Consider the following 18,725-nt stretch of genomic DNA (forward strand, 5'->3'; position numbering starts at 1 on the left):
CGCAGACAGCCGTTACCCACACATCCCGTGACGCCGCATCTCCGGCGTCCACCGCCTCCCGCCCCGCAATCGTGACGATCGCGATCGCCCCTCTCGATGGGGCAGGACGATGGGGAAAATAATCAAGATGGGGATGTTGTCAATAGGAATAGGAAGAAATGTTTGCGCGCTGTCTTGCCGTCCCACACGCGTCATTCCGGGCCTGGGAATGACGAGCTATGCAGGAAGCCAGGCTGCGGGCAATCCGCCAAAAACTGCGGCTTGCTTCTTTCGCCCCCTGCTGCAATCTGGATGGATCACTGTCAGTCCCCCAATTTACGAGACCCCACGGATGAGCCAGCTCAAAGTCCATGTCGGCGACTTCACCTTCGACGCGAAGTTCGAGGAGAAGGACGCCCCGAAGACCGTCGCCGCCTTCAAGAAGGCCATGCCGTTCGTCAGCCAGGCGATCCACGTGCGCTGGAGCGGCGAGGGCGTGTGGATGCCGCTCGGCGATCTCGATTTCGGCGTGCCCTATGAGAACCACACCAGCTTCCCGGCGCCGGGCCAGATCATCCTCTATCCCGGCGGCATCAGCGAGACCGAAATCCTGCTCGCCTATAGCGGCGTGCATTTCGCCAGCAAGATGGGCCAACTGGCCGGCAACCACTTCATCACGCTGACCTCGAACCTCGAAAACCTGAAAGAGATGGGCAAGACCGTGCTCTGGAAGGGTGCGCAACCCGTCCGTTTCGAGCTGGTCTGATGGCAGGGAGCGACTATCCCCGCGATCTTCGCGGCTACGGCCGCACGCCACCCGATCCGAAATGGCCGGACGGCGCCCGCGTCGCGGTGCAATTCGTGGTCAATTTCGAAGAGGGCGGCGAGAACAACATCCTGCATGGTGATCGCGCCTCGGAAGCGTTTCTCTCGGACGTGCTCGGCGCGCAGCCCTGGCCGGGCCAGCGTCACGCCAATATCGAATCGATGTTCGAATACGGTTCGCGCGCCGGCTTCTGGCGGCTGTGGCGGATGTTCACCGAGCGCAACATGCCGACCACGGTGTTCGGCGTCGCCACGGCGCTGCAGCGCAATCCCGAAATCGTCGCGGCGATGCAGGAAGCCAAATGGGATATCGCCAGCCATAGTCTGAAGTGGATCGAGCACAAGGACATGTCGGAGCCCGAGGAGCGCTTCGAGATCAGTGAGGCGATCCGCGTGCATACCGAGGCCACGGGCGCGCGCCCGACCGGCTGGTATACCGGTCGCAGTTCCATCAACACCATCCGCCTGCTGATGGAAGCCGGTGGCTTCAAATATCTGTGCGATAGCTATGCCGACGATCTGCCCTACTGGATCAAGGGACCCAGCGAACCGCAGCTCATCATTCCCTATACGCTCGACGCCAATGACATGCGTTTCGTCAATCCGCAGGGCTTTGGCGGCGGCGACGAGTTCTTCACCTACCTGAAGGATTCGTTCGATGTGTTGTATGCGGAAGGCGCGACCTCGCCGAAGATGATGACGGTGGGTCTGCATTGCCGCGTCGTCGGCCGCCCCGGCCGTGCGGCCTCGCTGATGCGGTTCCTCGATTACGTCGCGAGCCACAAGCGCGTCTGGGTGCCGACACGTCTGCAGATTGCCGAGCACTGGCACGCCAATCTGAAACATCTCGCCGCCGACGCCCGTGCCATCGGGTAGATCAGGATTGGGATAACGCTGGTCATGACAGAGAAGACGCTCGACGAACTCAACAGCTGCAGCAAAGCGGACTTCGTCGCAGCGCTGGCGAATATTTTCGAATATTCGCCCTGGATTGCGGAGAAGGCTGCGGAGAGCAGGCCGTTCGCGGGCGTCAAGCAATTGTTTGCCGCGATGCGCAAGGTGGTGGAAGAAGCAGCGTCAGGCCAGCGGCTGGCGCTGATCAAGGCGCATCCGGATCTCGCCGATAAAACGCAACGCGGCGATCTCCTGACGGCGGAATCCAATGCCGAGCAGAACAGCGTCGGGCTCGATCGGCTGTCGGAAGCCGAATATGCCGCCTTCGATCGCGTCAACACTGCCTATCGTACGAAGTTCGGCTTTCCCTATATCGTCTGCGTCCGTCGCCACACCAAGGATTCCATCCTCGCGGATTTCGAGAAGCGGCTGCCGAACGATCCGGCAGTTGAGGTCGCGGCATCGGTTGCCGAGATCTGCAAGATCGCGGCGCTGCGTACCGATCTTTTGGTCGACGGGCCGGATCGCCTGCAGGTGCATGGCCGGCTCTCGACCCATGTGCTGGATACCCATAGCGGCCGGCCTGCAGCGGGGATTTCGGTCGAGCTTGTCGAATTGTCGAGGCTCGGCGCCAGCCGCGTGATTGCGCGCACGCTGACCAATCACGACGGTCGCACCGATGTGCCGCTGATCGGCGGACGCCCGGTGCCGATCGGGCGCTATGAACTGAGTTTCAAGGTCGGCGGCTATTTTGCCGAACGGGGCGTGCCGATGTCCGATCCGCCGTTCCTCGACGAGATCCCGTTGCGCTTCTCGGTCTATGAGCCAGAGGGCCATCTCCACGTGCCGCTGCTGGTGACGCCGTGGAGCTATGGGACATATCGGGGGAGCTGAGCGGGGCGCGATGCCTCATGGTGAGGAGCGCGCCACTTGGCGCGCGTCTCGAACCATGAAGAGTATTACGCACATCCTTCGAGACGCGCGTGAAGAACGCGCTCCTCAGGATGAGGACGGAGTTCAGACGTGGATGGCCGGGACAAGCCCAGCCATGACGACTGAGAGTTTCGCAATCGCGCCATCCTACATTCGACCCAAACCGGTCGTCTCATCACAAAACAAAATAAACAGGGAGAACGTCATGCGTGGCATCCATCGCCTGCTGCTGGTTGCGGCATTTGCGTCCATCACCACTGCCAGTGCCTTCGCCGCCGAGGTCCATGTGATGATCTCCGGCGGCTTCACGGCGGCCTACAAGGAGCTGGTTCCGCAATTCGAGAAGGCAACGGGCAACACGGTCGTCACGGCCTATGGGCCGTCGATGGGCGAGACGCCGCAGGCGATTCCGATGCGCCTGTCGCGCGGCGAGCCGGCCGATGTGCTGATCATGGTGGGCTATGCGCTAGGCGATCTCATCAGCAAGGGCAAGGTGGTCGCGGACAGCCGCGTCGATCTCGCGGACTCGCCGATCGGCGTGGCCGTGAAGGAGGGGGCTCCGAAGCCCGACCTGTCCTCGGCGGATACGCTGAAGGTCGCGCTGCTCAAGACCAGGACCGTGGCCTATTCGGATAGCGCCAGCGGCGTCTATGTCAGCAAGGAGATGTTCGAGAAACTCGGCATTGCCGACGCCATGAAGGACAAGGCGCGCAAGATCCCGGCCACGCCGGTAGGCGAGATCGTCGCCAGGGGCGAGGCGGAGATCGGCTTTCAGCAGATCAGCGAATTGAAGCCGGTCAAGGGCATCGAGATCGTCGGCCCGCTGCCGGCGGAGCTGCAGAAAATCACCGTGTTCTCGGCGGGGCTTGCGAGCAACGCACCGCAGCCGGATGCCGGAAAGGCGCTGATTGCGTTTCTGTCCTCGAAACAGGCCGCGCCGGTGATCACGGCGAGCGGGCTCGAGCCGAAGGTGAAGTGAGCGGCTGTTTGCCTTCTCCCCGCTTGCGGGGAGAAGGTGGCGTCGCGAAGCGACGACGGATGAGGGGGCGCTCCTCAAGCCGTGGCGTTCGCGGAGAGTCCCCCTCACCCGACGCCCACATGCTTCGCATGCGGACGTCGACCTCTCCCCGCACGCGGGGAGAGGTAAAGTTAGTGCGTCGCAGCCGCCGCCACGCCCGCGGCTTCCGCCTTTGCGGTCTCGGCACTGCTGACCCCATTGAAGAACGCATTCAGGATCACCGCGACCAGCGCGCAGAGCAGGATGCCTGACTCCAGCAGCGGGTGCAGGTCATGCGGTAGCGCCTTGAAGAAGTTCGGCGCCACCAGCGGGATCAGGCCGAAGCCGACGGAAATCGCGACCACGAACAGATTGTGCTGGTTGGTCTTGAAATCGACCGCGGTGAGGATGCGGGCGCCGGTCGCGGCGACCATGCCGAACATCACAAGGCCGGCGCCGCCGAGCACCACCTGCGGTACGGCCTCCACCAGCGCGGCCATCTTCGGCAGCAGGCCGAGCACCAGCATGATGCCGCCGCCGGCGATGGTCACCCAGCGCGAGCGCACGCCGGTGACGCCGACCAGACCGACATTCTGCGAGAACGAGGTGTAGGGGAAGGTGTTGAAGATGCCGCCAAGAAGCGTGCCGACGCCGTCGGCGCGCAGGCCCTTGGTCACTGCGTCCCTGTCGACGGTCTTGCCGGTTATCTCGCCGAGCGCCAGGAACATGCCGAGCGACTCGATCATGACCACGATCATCACGATGCACATGGTGACGATGGGGACGAGATGGAATTGCGGCATGCCGAAATGGAACGGCAGCACGATATCGGCCCAGCCCGCGGTGCCGACCTTGTCGAAATGCATCACGCCGAGCAGGCTGGCGAGGATGGCGCCGGCGATGATGCCGAGCAGCACCGAGACATTGGCCAGAAAGCCGGTGCCCCATTTGATCAAGGCGAGGATGACGCAGAGCACGAACAGCGCGATGCCCAGACCCTGCAACTGGCCGTAGCCGGGATTGGCATAGGTGTGCGGAACGCCGTCGATGACCCTGGTGAGCACGGGTAGGCCGCCACCAGCCCAGTTGATACCAACGCGCATCAGCGAGATGCCGATGACCATGATGATGGTGCCGGTGACCACAGGCGGAAACAGCGGCAGCAGCCGGCTGATGAAAGGCGCGACAAGGATGCCGAAGATTCCGGCAGCGATGACCGAGCCATAGATGCCGAGCAGGCCGATCTCCGGGGCGGCGGCCATCGACAGCATCGGGCCGACCGAGGCGAAAGTGACGCCCATCATCACCGGCAGGCGGATGCCGACGCCCGGAAAGCCGATACACTGGACCAAGGTCGCAAGACCGCAGGCAAACAGGTCGGCGGAGATCAGGAAGGCGACGTCCTGCGGCGGCAGCTTCAGGGCGCGGCCGATGATGAGCGGCACCGCCACCGCGCCCGCATACATCACCAGCACATGCTGCAGGCCCAGCGCGAGGAGGCGCGGGGCCGGCAGGACCTCGTCGACGGGATGGACGCTCACTGTCATTGATCTAGCCCCTTGCTTAGGTGATGAAATATCGTGGCATTATGATCGTCAGATACAAGCCTTGTGCCAGACGCCGCTGAAGCCATTTCGCCACCGGTGGCGTGGTGACCGGTGGCACGAAGGTTGCTCGAAGTGAGCATTGCTAAATATATTGCACTGCGACCGAGGTTTCCGGTCGCAGACAGAGACTGGAGGTCGTTCGTGCCGCTCATCAAGAACAGATATGGAAAAGGCCGTGTCCGCATCATGCGGATCCATCGCGACGGCGACAAGCAGGATGTCAGCCAGCTCAGCATCAAGGCGATGCTGGAGGGCGATTTCGGCCGTGCCTATACCGACGCCGACAACTCCACCTCGACCTCCACCGACACCATCAAGAACATCGTCAATGTGGTGGCGCGCGAGAACACCGCGCTGTCGACGGAGGAGTTCTGCCAGGTGCTGGCGAAGCGCTATCTCGACCTGTATCCGCAGGCCAGCTCTGTCAGCATCACCGCGCATGAGACCAAGTGGGCGCGGCTCGCCGTCGACGGCGAACTGCACCCGCACGCATTCCTGCTCGACAGCAACGGCAAGCCGACCGTCGAGATCCATGCCACGCGCGATGGCATGGTCATGAGTTCGGGCCTCGACGGTTTCACCTTCATGAAGTCGACGCAATCCGGCTGGGAGAACTACTACACCGACAAGTATTCCACGATCCAGCCGACCAATGACCGCATCTGCGCCACATCGATGGTGGCGTCGTGGACATGGTCCGGCAAGCCCGCCAGCTATCCCGCGACCAACAAGAAGATTCTGGACACGTTGCTGAAGGAATTCGCCACCACCTATAGTCCGAGCGTGCAGAACAGCCTGTATCGCATGGGCGAGAAGGTGCTGGCGGCGGTGCCGGAAATTTCCGAGATCAGCATGGCCTGCCCGAACATTCACTACATCCTGATGAATCTCTCGGCGTTCGGGCTGGACAACAATAACGACGTGTTCCTGCCGACGGATGAGCCGCATGGGCAGATCGAATGCACGGTGGGGCGGGGGTAGCGCGGCGCTTTTTTAACCTCTCTCCGCCCCCGCGCGAAGCAAAGCTTCGCTAGGCGGGGAGAGGTTAAGATCGGCGTTTCGCTCTCATGCTTTCCCAAACCTCTTCTGCAACTCCGGGAAAATCCGGTCCGGCTTGAACGGCACCTGCGTAAAGCGAATCCCCGTGGCGTCGAACAGCGCATTGCCCATGGCGGCGGCGACAGGATTATACGGGCTTTCGCTCATCGACTTCGCACCCAATGGCCCGATCGCATCATGGGTGTCGGCGAAATACACGTCGGTCCGCGGCAGGTCTGCGAAGGACGGCAGATGATAATCGCGGAATTTCGGATTGATCACGCGTCCCTTGTCGTCGATCACCATTTCCTCATACAGCGTGGCCCCCAGCGATTGGGCGACGCCGCCCTCGATCTGGCCGCGGAGCTGCATCGGATTGGCGACGGCGCCGGCGTCCGCAGCCTGCACGCTCTTGAGTACCTTGATCGCACCGGTCCCCTTGTTCACCGCCACGCGAAATCCCTGCACGTTGAAGGCGACCGAACGCGGCGTGCCGCCTGACGTTCCGGTAGCGCTGCGTGCAGTGCTGTCCGCCTGCATCGCCGCCACCAGTCTTTGCGCGGCGTCATGGGTGGCTTTGCCAGCGACGAATGTGCCGGCGCTGCCATAGGCGCCGGTATCGTGGCCGCCATTCCGCGTATCGGACTGGCGCAGATGAATCTGCTCGACAGCGCAGCCGAGTGTCGTGGCCGCGATCTGTCGGTGCACCGTCGCGGTGCCGTTGCCGAATTCGGCGGTGCCGACCGTGAGGTCATAATCGCCGTCGTCGCGTCTGGCGATGACGACTTCGGCGATATGGCCCAGCGGCGGTACGGTGTCGATCATGGTGAGCGCGATGCCGTCGCCGGTCAGCCAATCGCCATCGAGATCGTGCATCGTCTCCGCCTGCATCGCCTGTTCGACCAGATCGAGACATTGATCGAGGCCGTAGCTGCCGATCAGCACGTCGTCATAATGCGTGCCGGCCGGCGACAGCATGGCATCGCCGGGCTTGATCACGTTGCGGCGGCGGAAATCATACGGGCTGATGCCGAGCTGCTTCGCGAGTTCGTCGATGGCTGCTTCCACGGCGAACAGGGTCTGCGGCAGGCCGTAGCCGCGAAAGGCGCCCGCCGGCACCGTGTTGGTATAGGCGACGACGGCATCGACCTTCTTGTTGGCGCAGTTATAGACGCCGAGCGATTCACCGCAGGCATGAAACAGCACCGGGCCTGCATGATTGCCATAGGCGCCGGTGTTGGAGAGCACGTCGAGCTGCAGGGCGGTGAGCTTGCCATCTTCGCCGGCCCCGGCCTTGACGGTGACGCGCATCGGATGCCGCGTCGATGTGGCGATGAACTGCTCCTCGCGGGTCAGTTCCCATTTCACCGGGCGACCGGTCCTGAGTGCGGCGAGCGCCAGAATATCCTCGACGAACATTTCCTGCTTGCCGCCGAAGCCGCCGCCAACGCGTTCGCAGAACACGCGGACCTTGTCGGAGGGAAGGTCATAGAGTTGCGCGAGGGCTCGCCGCGTCAGGAAGGGTGTCTGCGTGCTGGAGCGAACATTCAATACGCCGTCGGCATCGAGCCAGGCCATGCCGCCATGAGTCTCGAGATGGCCGTGTTGCACGCGTTGCGTGGTGAATGTGCCTTCATAGGTGACGGCGGATGAGGCCAGCGCCGCGGCAACATCGCCGAATTCGCCGTGGGTTTCGGCGATGATGTTTCTGATAGCATTGCTGACGCGATGCACCTGCGTCTTGTCGGGGTGAATGACCGGTGCGCCCGGCGCGATGGCGGCTGCGGGATCGAACACCGCGGGCAGGATGTCATAGACGACGTCGATGCGGCGGCAGGCTTCCTCCGCGATCGCTTCGCTGTCCGCGACCACGGCGGCGACTTTCTGGCCGATGAAACGCACGGTGTCATCGAGGATCCGTGTATCCTGGGGATCCATTGCATCGACCTCGTGACGTGCGGTCGAGAACAATATGGTCGGCGCATCCGCATGGGTCAGCACCGCATGCACGCCCGGCATTGCCCGTGCTGCCGATGAATCGATCGACACGATGCGGGCATGGGGATGCGGCGAGCGCAGCACCTTGATATGCAGCAGCCCGTCCATGGCGACGTCGAATGTGTAGCGCGCCGCGCCTGTCACGATCTGAGGAGCGGCCGGCGCGGAAATGCTGCGACCGAATGCGGTGCCGGGTGCGGCTTGTTCGATATTGATCGTGCCGTCGAGCGCGTCCTCGATCGTGCGATAGCCGGTGCAGCGACACAGATTGCCCTTCAACGACGCTCCGAGATCGGCGCGCTGTGCCTGATTGAGCGACGCGCAGGTCACGATCATGCCGGAGGTGCAGAAGCCGCACTGGAATCCCTGTGCGTCGAGAAACGCCTGCTGCATCGGATGGATGCCGCCTTCGGGCGCGAGACCTTCGATGGTGGTGACGGCATGACCTTCGGCGCGAAAGGCCGGGATGATGCAGCTATGCACCGGCTCGCCATCAAGCAGCACGGTGCAGGCACCGCAGTCGCCGGCATCGCAGCCTTTCTTGACGCCGAAATGGCCGAGTTCGCGCAGGAAGGTGCGCAGGCATTGGCCGGGTTGCGGCTGCTGCGAAAAGCTGTGGCCGTCGATCTCGAAACTCATGGCCTGATGCCCTGCAATTCGCTGCGGATTTCTTCCGCGAGCCGGAGCGTCATCTGCTTGCGCCAGGCCGGTTTGCCGTGAATGTCGTCGTGATAGAGGTCGTCCGGAATCCGGTCGAGGATCGCTTCTTCGAGCGCATCGGCATCGGGAAGTGCCGGAAGCGCGATACGGACGGGACGCTTCGTCGATGCCGTGATCGTCAGCCGCAGACCATCCTCATCAAGGCTTCCTATCAGTAGCGCAGCAGATCGCCCGACTGGCGTCAGCGAGATCTGGCGGAATGCAGAGCGGCGCTTGAGCGTTGCGAGAGGAATGGCAATGCTGCGCAGAAGATCGCCCGGCATCAGCACATTGCTTTGATCGCCGGTGACGAAGTCTGCCACGTCGATCGTGTCTGCGCTGCCATCGGCCTTCCAGATCGTGCAGACGCCATCGAGCGCGGCGGTGAGTGCGATCATCGGACCGGCCGGCAGCGACATGCAGAGATTGCCGCCGACCGTCGCGGTCTTCCAGATCTTGAAGGAGGCGAGGAAGGCCCGGCAACACTGATTGATGAGCGGTGACGCGACCCAGTCGGCCGGGCAGGGCAGCGCATCGAGCTGTGCCACAGTGCATGTGGCGGCGATCTGCAATTCGCTATCGGTGACGGTGAGGGCCGGCCATTTGAGGTCGGTGAGGTCGATCAGCCGCCTCAGATGTGTCTGCGGTTCGGAGAAAAGCCAGGTGCCTCCGGCGAGCCATGCATCCCCGGCACTCCATGTCGGTAGCTGGTCCCGCGTCTGCGGGCGGGCGACGGACGTGATCGTATTCAGGTCCATAGGGCGGTTATACTTTCACTCGGTAATGACCCCTTGAAGTCTCATTGTGAACCCTGCAAGACCGACGCCAAGTTGAGAACGAGTGCAAGACAAGTCGAAGTATTTGCGGCTGGTCCCTGAATTGCAAGGTCGGGTCCATGACCGAAGGAGATGAGCCATGACAGAAACGCAGGCCACCTGGATCAAGGATCCGCTCGGCATTTTCGCCGAAGGGGCCGAGCGCGGCGTTGTCGTCAAGGGGGGCCGGATCGTCGAGCTGGTGCCGGCCGGTGGCAAGCCAGTGGCGGCCGATGTGGCGGTCTTTGATGCCGGTGCCCATGTGGTGCTGCCCGGGCTGATCAATACGCATCACCATTTCTATCAGACGCTGACGCGTGCATTGCCGGCGGCGCTGGACCGCGAGCTGTTTCCCTGGCTGCAGGCGCTGTATCCGGTCTGGGCACGGCTGACCCCGGAGAATCTCGATCTCGGCGTCAGCGTGGCGATGTCGGAATTGCTGCTATCGGGCTGCACGACGACCACCGACCATCACTATGTGTTTCCTGCAGGTCTCGAACAATCCGTCGATATTGAAGTGGGGGTGGCAGAGCGGCTCGGCATGCGCGTGCTGCTGACGCGGGGATCGATGAACCGCTCGCAGCGCGACGGCGGCCTGCCGCCGGACTCGGTAGTGCAGGACGAGGACACGATCCTGGCCGACAGTGCCCGCGTGGTAGGGAAATTCCACCAGCGCGGCGAGGACGCCATGGTGCAGATCGCGCTGGCGCCGTGTTCGCCGTTTTCGGTGACGACCTCGCTGATGACCTCGACCGCGGCACTGGCCGACAAGCTCGACGTCCGCCTGCATACGCATCTCGGCGAGACCGAGGACGAGAACCGCTATTGCGAGGAGATCTATGGCTGCCGCCCGCTGGATTATCTCGAACAGACCGGCTGGCTGAACAGGCGCACCTGGCTGGCCCATGGCATCCACTTCAACGCGGGCGAAATGGTGCGGCTTGGCAAGGCCGGGACCACCGTCAGTCACTGCTCGTGCAGCAATCAGCTCTTGGCCTCCGGCTGCTGCCCGGTCTGCGAGATGGAGGATGCGGGCGTCGGGATCGGTCTCGGCGTTGATGGATCGGCCTCGAATGACGGCTCGAATCTGATGCAGGAAGTGCGCGCGGCCTTTCTGCTGCAGCGGGCGCGCTATGGCGTTGGCCGGGTCAGCCACAAGGACGCGCTGCGCTGGGCGACGAAAGGCTCGGCGGCCTGCGTGGGGCGGCCCGAGCTCGGCGAGATCGCTGTGGGGAAAATGGCGGATCTGGCATTGTTCAAGCTGGATGAGCTGCGTTTCTCCGGCCACGGCGATCCGCTGGCGGCGCTGGTGCTGTGCGGCGCGCATCGTGCGGACCGCGTGATGGTGGGCGGCCTGTGGCGCGTGATCGACGGCGCGATCCCGGGGCTCGATGTCGGCGACCTGATCCGCCGGCATAGTGCGGCGGCGAAGGCGATGCAGAAAAATTAACAAAACGGCGGTGTCAAGGTAGGGATTGAAGGAAAGGTGCGCTTTAAAGCCGCAGGTTGTGCTGGTAACTGAGAGAAATATTGCAGATTTTTCTCAAGTCCTTTCGGCACATTCATGTCGGCACCGATTGAGTTTTTTTTTCGAGAAGCCATAGCGTCGTTGCAGTCCGGCCGGCTCCAGGATGCGGAGCGAGGACTCAGGAAAGTCCTCCGGCAGCAGCCCAGACACGTTGCCACGCTCAACCTCCTGAGCGTCGTTCTCAGCCAGTTGAAGCGACATGCCGAAGCGGAGCCATATATCAAGACGGCTCTCCAGCTCGACGCGTCGTCGGATGCGACTTTCTACAATTACGGTCTCCTTCTGAAGGCATTGCGGCGACCGGCAGAGGCCTTGCAGCGCTTTGACGGAGCGCTGGCGATCAATCCTGCCATTGCCGATAGCTGGAATGGCCGAGGGACCGCTCTCAACGACCTCAAGCGATACGCCGAAGCCATCATTGCTTTTGACAGGGCCATCGCCCTGCGTCCGAACTATGCGGAGGCCATCGTCAACAAGGCCAATGCCTTGCTCGGGCTCCGACAATACGGCGATGCCCACGCGACTTACGATCAGGCCCTCGCAATCAATTCGCGGCTTGCCGAAGCATGGCTCGGTCGTGGACGGGCGTTCATCGAACTGGCGCGCGAGCGGGACGCCGAGGAGGCCTATCGTCGGGCGCTGGCGCTGAAGCCGGACTGGCCGGAGGCCCTGTGCGCCCTGGCGAGGCTGCTGCTGCAGAACGGCGATATCGCACAGGCGCTGCGGCTGTCGTGCCGGGCGCTGGCCGCTCAGGAGACGTTCGAGACGAAAGCAATGGTGGCCGCCTGCCTGCAGTCGCCGCTGCTCCAGCCCGATGCCGGCGATATCAGGTCGATCCTGGAGCGTGCGATCTCCGAGGCCTGGGTGAGGCCGTCCACCCTTGCGCCTGCATGCGCGACCTTTCTCATGCTGAATGATGCGGTGAAATCGGGCATGGCGCGCTTCGCCGATCCCGATTTTCGATCGCAGCCGGCGGAAACGATACTCGCTTCGTCGGGAATCGCGGCGTTTGCCGGGGATTCCCTGCTGCGCGCGGTGCTGCAAGCGACACCCGTGTCGAACCCGTTGCTGGAAAAATTCGCGACGGAACTTCGCTTCGTTCTGCTGAGTGTCGCGCGCAGCGCATCCAGTGCCGCAGTGCCGTCCGCTGTGATGACGCTGTTCTCTGCCGTCGCGCGGCAGTGCTTCATCAACAGCTATGTCTTTGCGCTATCCGCAACGGAGGCAGAGCACGTCGAGGCGTTGCGGAGCGACATTGCTGCCAGACTGGCGTCGGGCGCGTCCGTCTCAGCTTTGTCGCTCCTCGCGATGGCCAGCTATATGCCGCTCCATGCCCTCGCCAATCCGGAACGCCTTCTCGATCGCCGTTGGCCGGATAGTGTCGGTGCCGTGCTGGATCAGCAGATCCGCGCCTGGCAAGAGGAACGACGGCTCGGCTCCCTCATGCCGGCCTTGACGCCTGTCGAGGACGACGTGTCGTTGCAGGTCCGCAGCCACTATGAGGAGCATCCCTATCCGCAATGGCTCGCGGCGGAGCCGGTTGGTGCATCAACGACGATCGACACGTTTCTCTCCGAACAGTTTCCGGACTCGTCCTTCATACCTGGCGGCAAGGAGGGATCGGTCGACATCCTGGTCGCTGGTTGCGGCACGGGCCGCTCGGCCATCCATGCGGCGCAGAGATTCCGGGACGCGCAGGTGCTCGCCATCGATCTCAGTCTGAAATCGCTGAGTTATGCGCAGCGCCAGACACGTGCGCTCGGCATCCGCAATCTGCGCCATGCCCATGCCGACATCATGAAATTGTCGTCGATCGGCCGCACCTTCGAGATGATCGAATCGAGCGGTGTTCTGCACCATCTCGCCGATCCATTCGCGGCATGGCGCATATTGGTCTCGCTGTTGAAGCCCGCCGGGGTGATGCAGATCGCGCTCTATAGCGAGATCGCCAGACGGGATATCGTCGCCGCGCGTGCATTCATCGCGGAGCGTGGCTATCGGCCGATACCGGAGGATATTCGTCGCTGCCGGCAGGAATTGCTCGCCTACGAGGACGGCACTCCGCTCAAGAACGTGACGTTGACATCGGATTTCTACAGCCTGAGCGATTGCCGCGACCTGCTGTTTCACGGGCAGGAACATCGACTGACGCTGCCGCAGATCGAACGTTTTCTGAGTGACAACGGGCTGCGATTTCTCGGCTTCGATATCGACGCCGCGACGAAGCGAAAATATCGTCAGCGATATCCTGCGGACATTGCCATGACCGATCTCGGGTCGTGGCATGAGTTCGAAACCGAGAACCCCTATACATTCATTTCGATGTATCAGTTCTGGGTCCAGAAGATGTGACCGTCGGAGCCTATCTCCGACGGTCATCAACCAGTATCCGGACGCTGCCGTTCGGATATCTCGCGAGGAGGGCGGCGCCGGTTACTTGCCCGGGATCTTGTCGTCGATGCCCTTCACATAGAAGTTCATGCCGAGCACCTGACCGGGATCGAGGGCGTCGCCGCCCTTGCATTCCACTTCCTTGCCGTCCTGTCCCATGATCGGGCATTTGAACGGCTTCAGCGTGCCGGCGACGATGGCGGCTTCGGTGTCCATGGCCATCTTCTTCACGTCATCAGGCATGTTGGTATAGGGCGCCATCACGACCATCTTCTCTTTCAGGCCGGCCCAGGTGTCTTCCGACTTCCAGGTGCCGTCGAGGGCGGCCTTGACGCGCTCGACATAATACGGACCCCAGTTGTTGGTGACCGCGGTGAGCTGCGTCTTCGGGCCGAACTTGATCATGTCGGAGTCCTGGCCGAAGGCGAGGGCGCCGCGTTCGGAAGCGACCTGCATGGCGGCCGGCGAGTCCGTGTGCTGCATGATCACGTCGGCGCCCTGATCGAGCAGCGCCTTGGCGGCGTCGGCTTCCTTGCCGGGATCGAACCAGGTGTTGACCCAGATGATCTTGATCTTGATGTCGGGATTGATCTTTTGCGCGGCGAGCATGGTGGCATTGATGCCCGAGATCACTTCCGGAATCGGGAACGAGCCGATGTAGCCCAGCACGCCCTTCTTCGACATCTTGGCGGCGATCAGGCCCTGGATGTAGCGGCCTTCGAAGAAGCGGCCGGAATAGGTCGACATGTTCTTGTCGCGCTTGAAGCCGGTGGCATGTTCGAACATCACCTTGGGATGGCGCTTGGCGACCTTCAGCGTCGGATCCATATAGCCGAACGACGTGGTGAAGATCAGCTGGTTGCCGGCGCGCGCAAGCTGCTCGATGGAGCGCTCGGAGTCCGGGCCTTCGCTGACATTCTCGAGATAGGTGGTCTCGATCTTGTCGCCGAATTCCTTGACGAGCATCTGGCGGCCGACTTCATGCTGATAGGTCCAGCCGAAGTCGCCGACCGGGCCGATATAGACGAAACCGACTTTCAGCTTGTCGGCGGCAACGGCCGCCGTCAGTCCGAGGCCGGTGGCCAGCAGCATGGCGGCCGCTGCAAGTGCTTTCCTGTTCATGCACGTCTCCTGTTTGCGAGATGGTCTTGTGAGAATGTCTTTAGCGATCAGGTACGAAAACCGTGCCCAATGCCGCCGGTGCCGTGGAGCCGCCGCTGCGGGTGCGCGAGATCAGCACCAGCACGACGACCGTTGCGAGATAGGGCAGTGCGGACATCAGTTGCGACGGCACGCCGACGCCCCAGCCTTGCGCATGCAGTTGCAAGATCGAGACCGCGCCGAACAGATAGGCGCCGATCACGAGGCGCCCCGGCAGCCATGAGGCGAACACAACCAGCGCCAGCGCGATCCAGCCGCGGCCGGCGGTCATGCCCGGCACGAAGAAGGGCGTATAGGCCAGCGGCAGATAGGCACCGGCCAGACCGGCGCAGCCGCCGCCGAACATCACGGCGAAGGTGCGAATCTTGAGCACGGGGTAGCCCAGCGCATGGGCGGAGACGTGATTGTCGCCGATGGCGCGCAGGATCAGTCCGGCGCGGGTGCGGTAGAGAAAATACGAGATGGCCACGATCAGCGCGATCGAGACATAGACGAAGGCATCTTCGCCGAACAGGATCTTGCCGACGAAGGGGAGCGTGGTCAGGCCGGGAATATACAGACGCGGGGCCGTGGCGATGCGCTCGCCGACGAAGCCGGCGCCGATCAGGCCGGAGACCCCGATGCCCAGGATCGTGAGCGCCAGACCGGTGGCGACCTGATTGACGGCGAGGCCGAGCGTCATCAGCGCGAATATCAGCGACAGCGCGACACCTGCGAAGATACCGCACAGCGCGCCGATCAATGTCGAGCCGGTGGCCCAGGCGCCGGCAAAGCCGCAGGCGGCGCCGACGATCATCATGCCTTCGACGCCGAGATTGAGCACGCCGGCGCGCTCTACCAGCAGCTCACCTGAGGCGGCCAGCAGCAATGGCGTCGACGCCGCGAGCACGGCAAGTATGATGGCTTCAAGCAGCTCCATCGGCGACCTTTCGCTGCGGCATGATGAGCTTGATCCGGTACAGGATCAGGCTGTCGCAAGCGAGCACATAGAACAGCAGGATGCCCTGGAACACCTTGGTGATATCGAGTGGGATCTTCATGGCAATTTGCGCTTGCTCCCCGCCGATGAATGTCAGCGCCAGGAAAAGCCCTGCAATTAGTATTCCAACCGGGTTGAGCCGTCCGAGAAATGCAACGATGATCGCCGTGAAGCCATAGCCGGGCGAGATGCCGGGCTGCAGATGGCCGATGGGGCCGGCGACTTCGATGATCCCCGCGAGGCCGGCCAGTGCGCCGGAAATTGCGAAAGTCAGCAGCACGAGCTGATTCGATGAAAAGCCGCCGAAGCGTGCCGCGCGCGGCGCGGCGCCGACCACGCGGATTTCAAAGCCCTTGATGGTACGGCCGAGCAGGATGGCAGCGGCAACCACCATCACAAGTGCGATGATCGCGCCAAGATGCAGCCGTCCGCCTTCGAACAGCAAAGGCACGGTGGCGACCGTATCGAATTCGGCCGTGGTCGGGAAGTTGAACCCCTTGGGATCGCGCCACGGGCCGCGGACGAGATAATCCAGCAGCAGGTCGGCCACATAGACCAGCATCAGGCTGACGAGGATCTCGCTGGCGCCGAACCGCACCTTGCAGAAGGCCGGGATCAACGCATAGAGCGCGCCCGCCATGGCGCCCAGCAGCATCATCGCCGGCAGCACCCAGGCCCCGGCATCGGTGCCGTTGGTCTTCACCGCGAGCCAGCTGCCGGCCACAGCCCCGACCAGGAACTGCCCCTCGGCGCCGATATTCCAGACATTGGCGAGATAACAAAGCGACAGGCCGATGGCGATCATCACCAAAGGCGCGGCCTTCACTGCGATCTCCTGCAATGAATAGACGTCCGTGAGCGGCGTGATGAAATAGACGTTCAGCGCAGCGATCGGGTTCTTGCCGATGATCATGAACAGGATGCTCATGGTCACGATGGTCAGTCCGATGGCGATGACAGGCGACACCAGCGCGATGATGGTCGATCGCTCTGCACGCTTCTCAAGCACCAACTGCATCGGGCACGTCCTTTGGCGTGAGAGCGCTGCCGCCCATCAACAGGCCCAGCGTTTCCCTGTCCGCATCGGCTGTGATCAGTGGTTCGGAGAGACGGCCGTGGAACATCACGGCGATGCGGTCGGCGATGTCAGCGAGTTCGTCAAGGTCCTGGCTGGTAACGAGGATGGCCGCACCTGCGGCGGCTAGATCGAGCAGCGCCTGACGGATCACTGCCGCGGCGCCGGCATCGACGCCCCAGGTCGGCTGGCTGACCACGAGCACGATGGGATTGCGCAGGATCTCGCGGCCGACGATGAATTTCTGCAGATTGCCGCCGGAGAGGCTGGCGGCTTCCGGATCGCGTTTCGCTTTGCGGACGTCGAAACTCGCGGTGGCGCGGTCGACGGTCGCGAGCGTTGCCGCCGTATTGATGAAGCCGTGCTGCACCATGCCTGACGCAGCATGGCCGGTGAGCAGCGCATTCTCGGACAGCCGCATGCGCGGCGCAGTGCCGTGGCCGAGCCGTTCTTCGGGCACGAAGGCCGCGCCCAGCTTGCGGCGCGCGGTGATCGAGAGATGTCCGGCGGCTTGGCCATCGATCACGATGGTGCCGGGATCCTTGGACAGTCGCTCGCCCGACAGCGCCGCAAAGAATTCATCCTGGCCGTTGCCGGCGACGCCGGCGATGCCGAGGATTTCGCCGCCTTTCAGCTCCAGCGAGATGTTCTTCAAATGCACGCCATGCGGCTCATCGGGCGCGAGGCTGAGATCGTTGACCACGAGCCGCGGCACGGTGGTTTGCCGGTTGGCGGCGGCTTTCACCTGTCTGATCTCGGTGCCAACCATCATGCGCGCCAGCGACGCGGCGGTTTCCTCGCGGGGCAGGCAGGTCGAGATCTTCTTGCCGCCGCGCAGGATGGTGGCGGTGTCGCACAGCCGTTTCACCTCGTCGAGCTTGTGGCTGATATAGAGGATCGCGCGGCCTTCCGTCTTCAGGCGTTCCAGCACGACGAAAAGCTGATCGGCTTCCTGCGGCGTCAGCACGGCCGTGGGTTCGTCGAGGATCAGGAATTTCGGATTCTGCATCAGCACGCGCACGATCTCGATGCGCTGACGTTCGCCGACCGAGAGTTGCCAGACCTCGCGTTTGGGATCGAGCGGCAGGCCATATTGCTGCGACACCTGTTCGAGCCGCGCCGACATCGCCTTGAAGGATTCTTTGCCGTCGAGACCGAGCGCGACGTTCTCGGCGACGGTCAGATTGTCGAACAGCGAAAAATGCTGGAACACCATGCCAATACCGCGCGCGCGCGCATCGTGCGGGCCGGCAAGCACCATCTTTTCGCCCTGCCAGAGCATCTCGCCTTCGCTCGGCTGGATCAGGCCATAGATGGTTTTGACGAGTGTGGATTTGCCGGCGCCGTTTTCGCCAAGCAGCGCGTGGATTTCCTGCGGGCGGATGGCGATGTCGATGGAGTCATTGGCAAGGAAGCTGCCATAGCGCTTGGTCAGACCGATGGTCTGCAGAAGCGCCTGACCGGCGCGCGCGTTTCCTAGTCCCGCATCCAACATTCGCTACCTACGCGTGAGAAGGAGGTGGCAGCAAGTGTGTGCCGGATTGGAATGCAGCGTAAATCTCGAATAAGCGCCAGCACCTGCCTTATTTTTGGACTGGATTGCTTTCTTGGGCGATTCCCCATGCGGGTTGCACGCCGATGTCGAGATTCTACCTGATCTCAAAGGAGTTATTCGACTTTCGCATTGTATACTTGGATGGAAGTGTTGCAGTTGCGGCACAGGTGTGACGAATTCGAAAGTCGGATTTTCTCACGTGACAAGAAGTTGGGCAGAGATTTTTTGCGTCGCAAACATCCATTGGCAGC

At 62.7% G+C, this 18,725-nt stretch carries 14 protein-coding genes; 7 read left to right on the forward strand and 7 right to left on the reverse strand.

Annotation, left to right across the window (positions count from 1 at the left end):
• Window positions 1–331: 331 nt before the first annotated feature.
• From ACEK02_RS27840 to ACEK02_RS27855, 4 genes are all read left to right on the forward strand, one after another.
• Entirely contained in the window at window positions 332–745 is a 414-nt protein-coding gene (locus tag ACEK02_RS27840; RefSeq protein WP_371424702.1) for a DUF3830 family protein, read from the forward strand.
• A complete protein-coding gene (puuE, locus tag ACEK02_RS27845) occupies window positions 745–1,680 on the forward strand; it encodes an allantoinase PuuE (RefSeq protein ID WP_371424703.1) in 936 nt (311 codons plus the stop codon). The genes ACEK02_RS27840 and puuE overlap by 1 nt, the downstream gene beginning before the upstream one ends.
• 24 nt (window positions 1,681–1,704) lie before the next feature.
• Window positions 1,705–2,592, forward strand: a complete 888-nt coding sequence (gene uraD / locus ACEK02_RS27850) for a 2-oxo-4-hydroxy-4-carboxy-5-ureidoimidazoline decarboxylase (RefSeq protein WP_371424704.1) — start codon at window positions 1,705–1,707, stop codon at window positions 2,590–2,592.
• Between the two features lie 244 nt (window positions 2,593–2,836).
• On the forward strand, window positions 2,837–3,610 hold the full coding sequence (locus ACEK02_RS27855) for an extracellular solute-binding protein (RefSeq protein ID WP_371424705.1): 774 nt from the start codon (window positions 2,837–2,839) through the stop codon (window positions 3,608–3,610).
• Window positions 3,611–3,780: 170 nt separating this feature from the next.
• On the opposite strand, the gene ACEK02_RS27860 is transcribed toward ACEK02_RS27855, so the two are convergent.
• Window positions 3,781–5,175, reverse strand: coding sequence for a nucleobase:cation symporter-2 family protein (locus tag ACEK02_RS27860; RefSeq protein WP_371424706.1), 1,395 nt, complete (start codon window positions 5,173–5,175; stop codon window positions 3,781–3,783).
• A gap of 201 nt (window positions 5,176–5,376) precedes the next feature.
• On the opposite strand from ACEK02_RS27860, the gene pucL reads away from it, so the two are divergent.
• Complete coding sequence (pucL, locus tag ACEK02_RS27865; protein ID WP_371424707.1) at window positions 5,377–6,216, forward strand: factor-independent urate hydroxylase; 840 nt, start codon at window positions 5,377–5,379, stop codon at window positions 6,214–6,216.
• Between the two features lie 84 nt (window positions 6,217–6,300).
• Here the strand turns inward: pucL and ACEK02_RS27870 are convergent, their stop codons facing one another.
• A complete protein-coding gene (locus ACEK02_RS27870; RefSeq protein ID WP_371424708.1) occupies window positions 6,301–8,910 on the reverse strand; it encodes a molybdopterin-dependent oxidoreductase in 2,610 nt (869 codons plus the stop codon).
• Window positions 8,907–9,728 (reverse strand): FAD binding domain-containing protein, encoded by an 822-nt coding sequence (locus ACEK02_RS27875; protein WP_371424709.1) that lies wholly within the window; start codon window positions 9,726–9,728, stop codon window positions 8,907–8,909. The genes ACEK02_RS27870 and ACEK02_RS27875 overlap by 4 nt, the downstream gene beginning before the upstream one ends.
• A gap of 157 nt (window positions 9,729–9,885) precedes the next feature.
• On the opposite strand from ACEK02_RS27875, the gene ACEK02_RS27880 reads away from it, so the two are divergent.
• Both ACEK02_RS27880 and ACEK02_RS27885 read left to right on the forward strand, forming a co-directional pair.
• Window positions 9,886–11,235, forward strand: a complete 1,350-nt coding sequence (locus tag ACEK02_RS27880; protein WP_371424710.1) for an 8-oxoguanine deaminase — start codon at window positions 9,886–9,888, stop codon at window positions 11,233–11,235.
• Between the two features lie 114 nt (window positions 11,236–11,349).
• Window positions 11,350–13,665: a tetratricopeptide repeat protein gene (locus ACEK02_RS27885; protein WP_371424711.1), complete on the forward strand. Its 2,316-nt coding sequence runs from the start codon at window positions 11,350–11,352 to the stop codon at window positions 13,663–13,665.
• 81 nt (window positions 13,666–13,746) lie between these two features.
• On the opposite strand, the gene ACEK02_RS27890 is transcribed toward ACEK02_RS27885, so the two are convergent.
• From ACEK02_RS27890 to ACEK02_RS27905, 4 genes are read right to left on the reverse strand one after another with little or no spacing between them, the layout of a single operon-like run.
• Window positions 13,747–14,826, reverse strand: coding sequence for a BMP family ABC transporter substrate-binding protein (locus tag ACEK02_RS27890; protein WP_371424712.1), 1,080 nt, complete (start codon window positions 14,824–14,826; stop codon window positions 13,747–13,749).
• A gap of 40 nt (window positions 14,827–14,866) precedes the next feature.
• On the reverse strand, window positions 14,867–15,784 hold the full coding sequence (locus ACEK02_RS27895) for an ABC transporter permease (protein ID WP_371424713.1): 918 nt from the start codon (window positions 15,782–15,784) through the stop codon (window positions 14,867–14,869).
• The gene (locus ACEK02_RS27900; RefSeq protein ID WP_371424714.1) at window positions 15,771–16,862 is read right to left on the reverse strand and encodes an ABC transporter permease; all 1,092 of its coding nucleotides are present in this window, start codon (window positions 16,860–16,862) and stop codon (window positions 15,771–15,773) included. The genes ACEK02_RS27895 and ACEK02_RS27900 overlap by 14 nt, the downstream gene beginning before the upstream one ends.
• The gene (locus tag ACEK02_RS27905; protein WP_371424715.1) at window positions 16,846–18,414 is read right to left on the reverse strand and encodes an ABC transporter ATP-binding protein; all 1,569 of its coding nucleotides are present in this window, start codon (window positions 18,412–18,414) and stop codon (window positions 16,846–16,848) included. Before ACEK02_RS27905 ends, ACEK02_RS27900 begins: the two co-directional genes overlap by 17 nt.
• Window positions 18,415–18,725: the final 311 nt, after the last annotated feature.

This window comes from Tardiphaga sp., assembly GCF_041424195.1.
Lineage (GTDB): Bacteria > Pseudomonadota > Alphaproteobacteria > Rhizobiales > Xanthobacteraceae > Tardiphaga.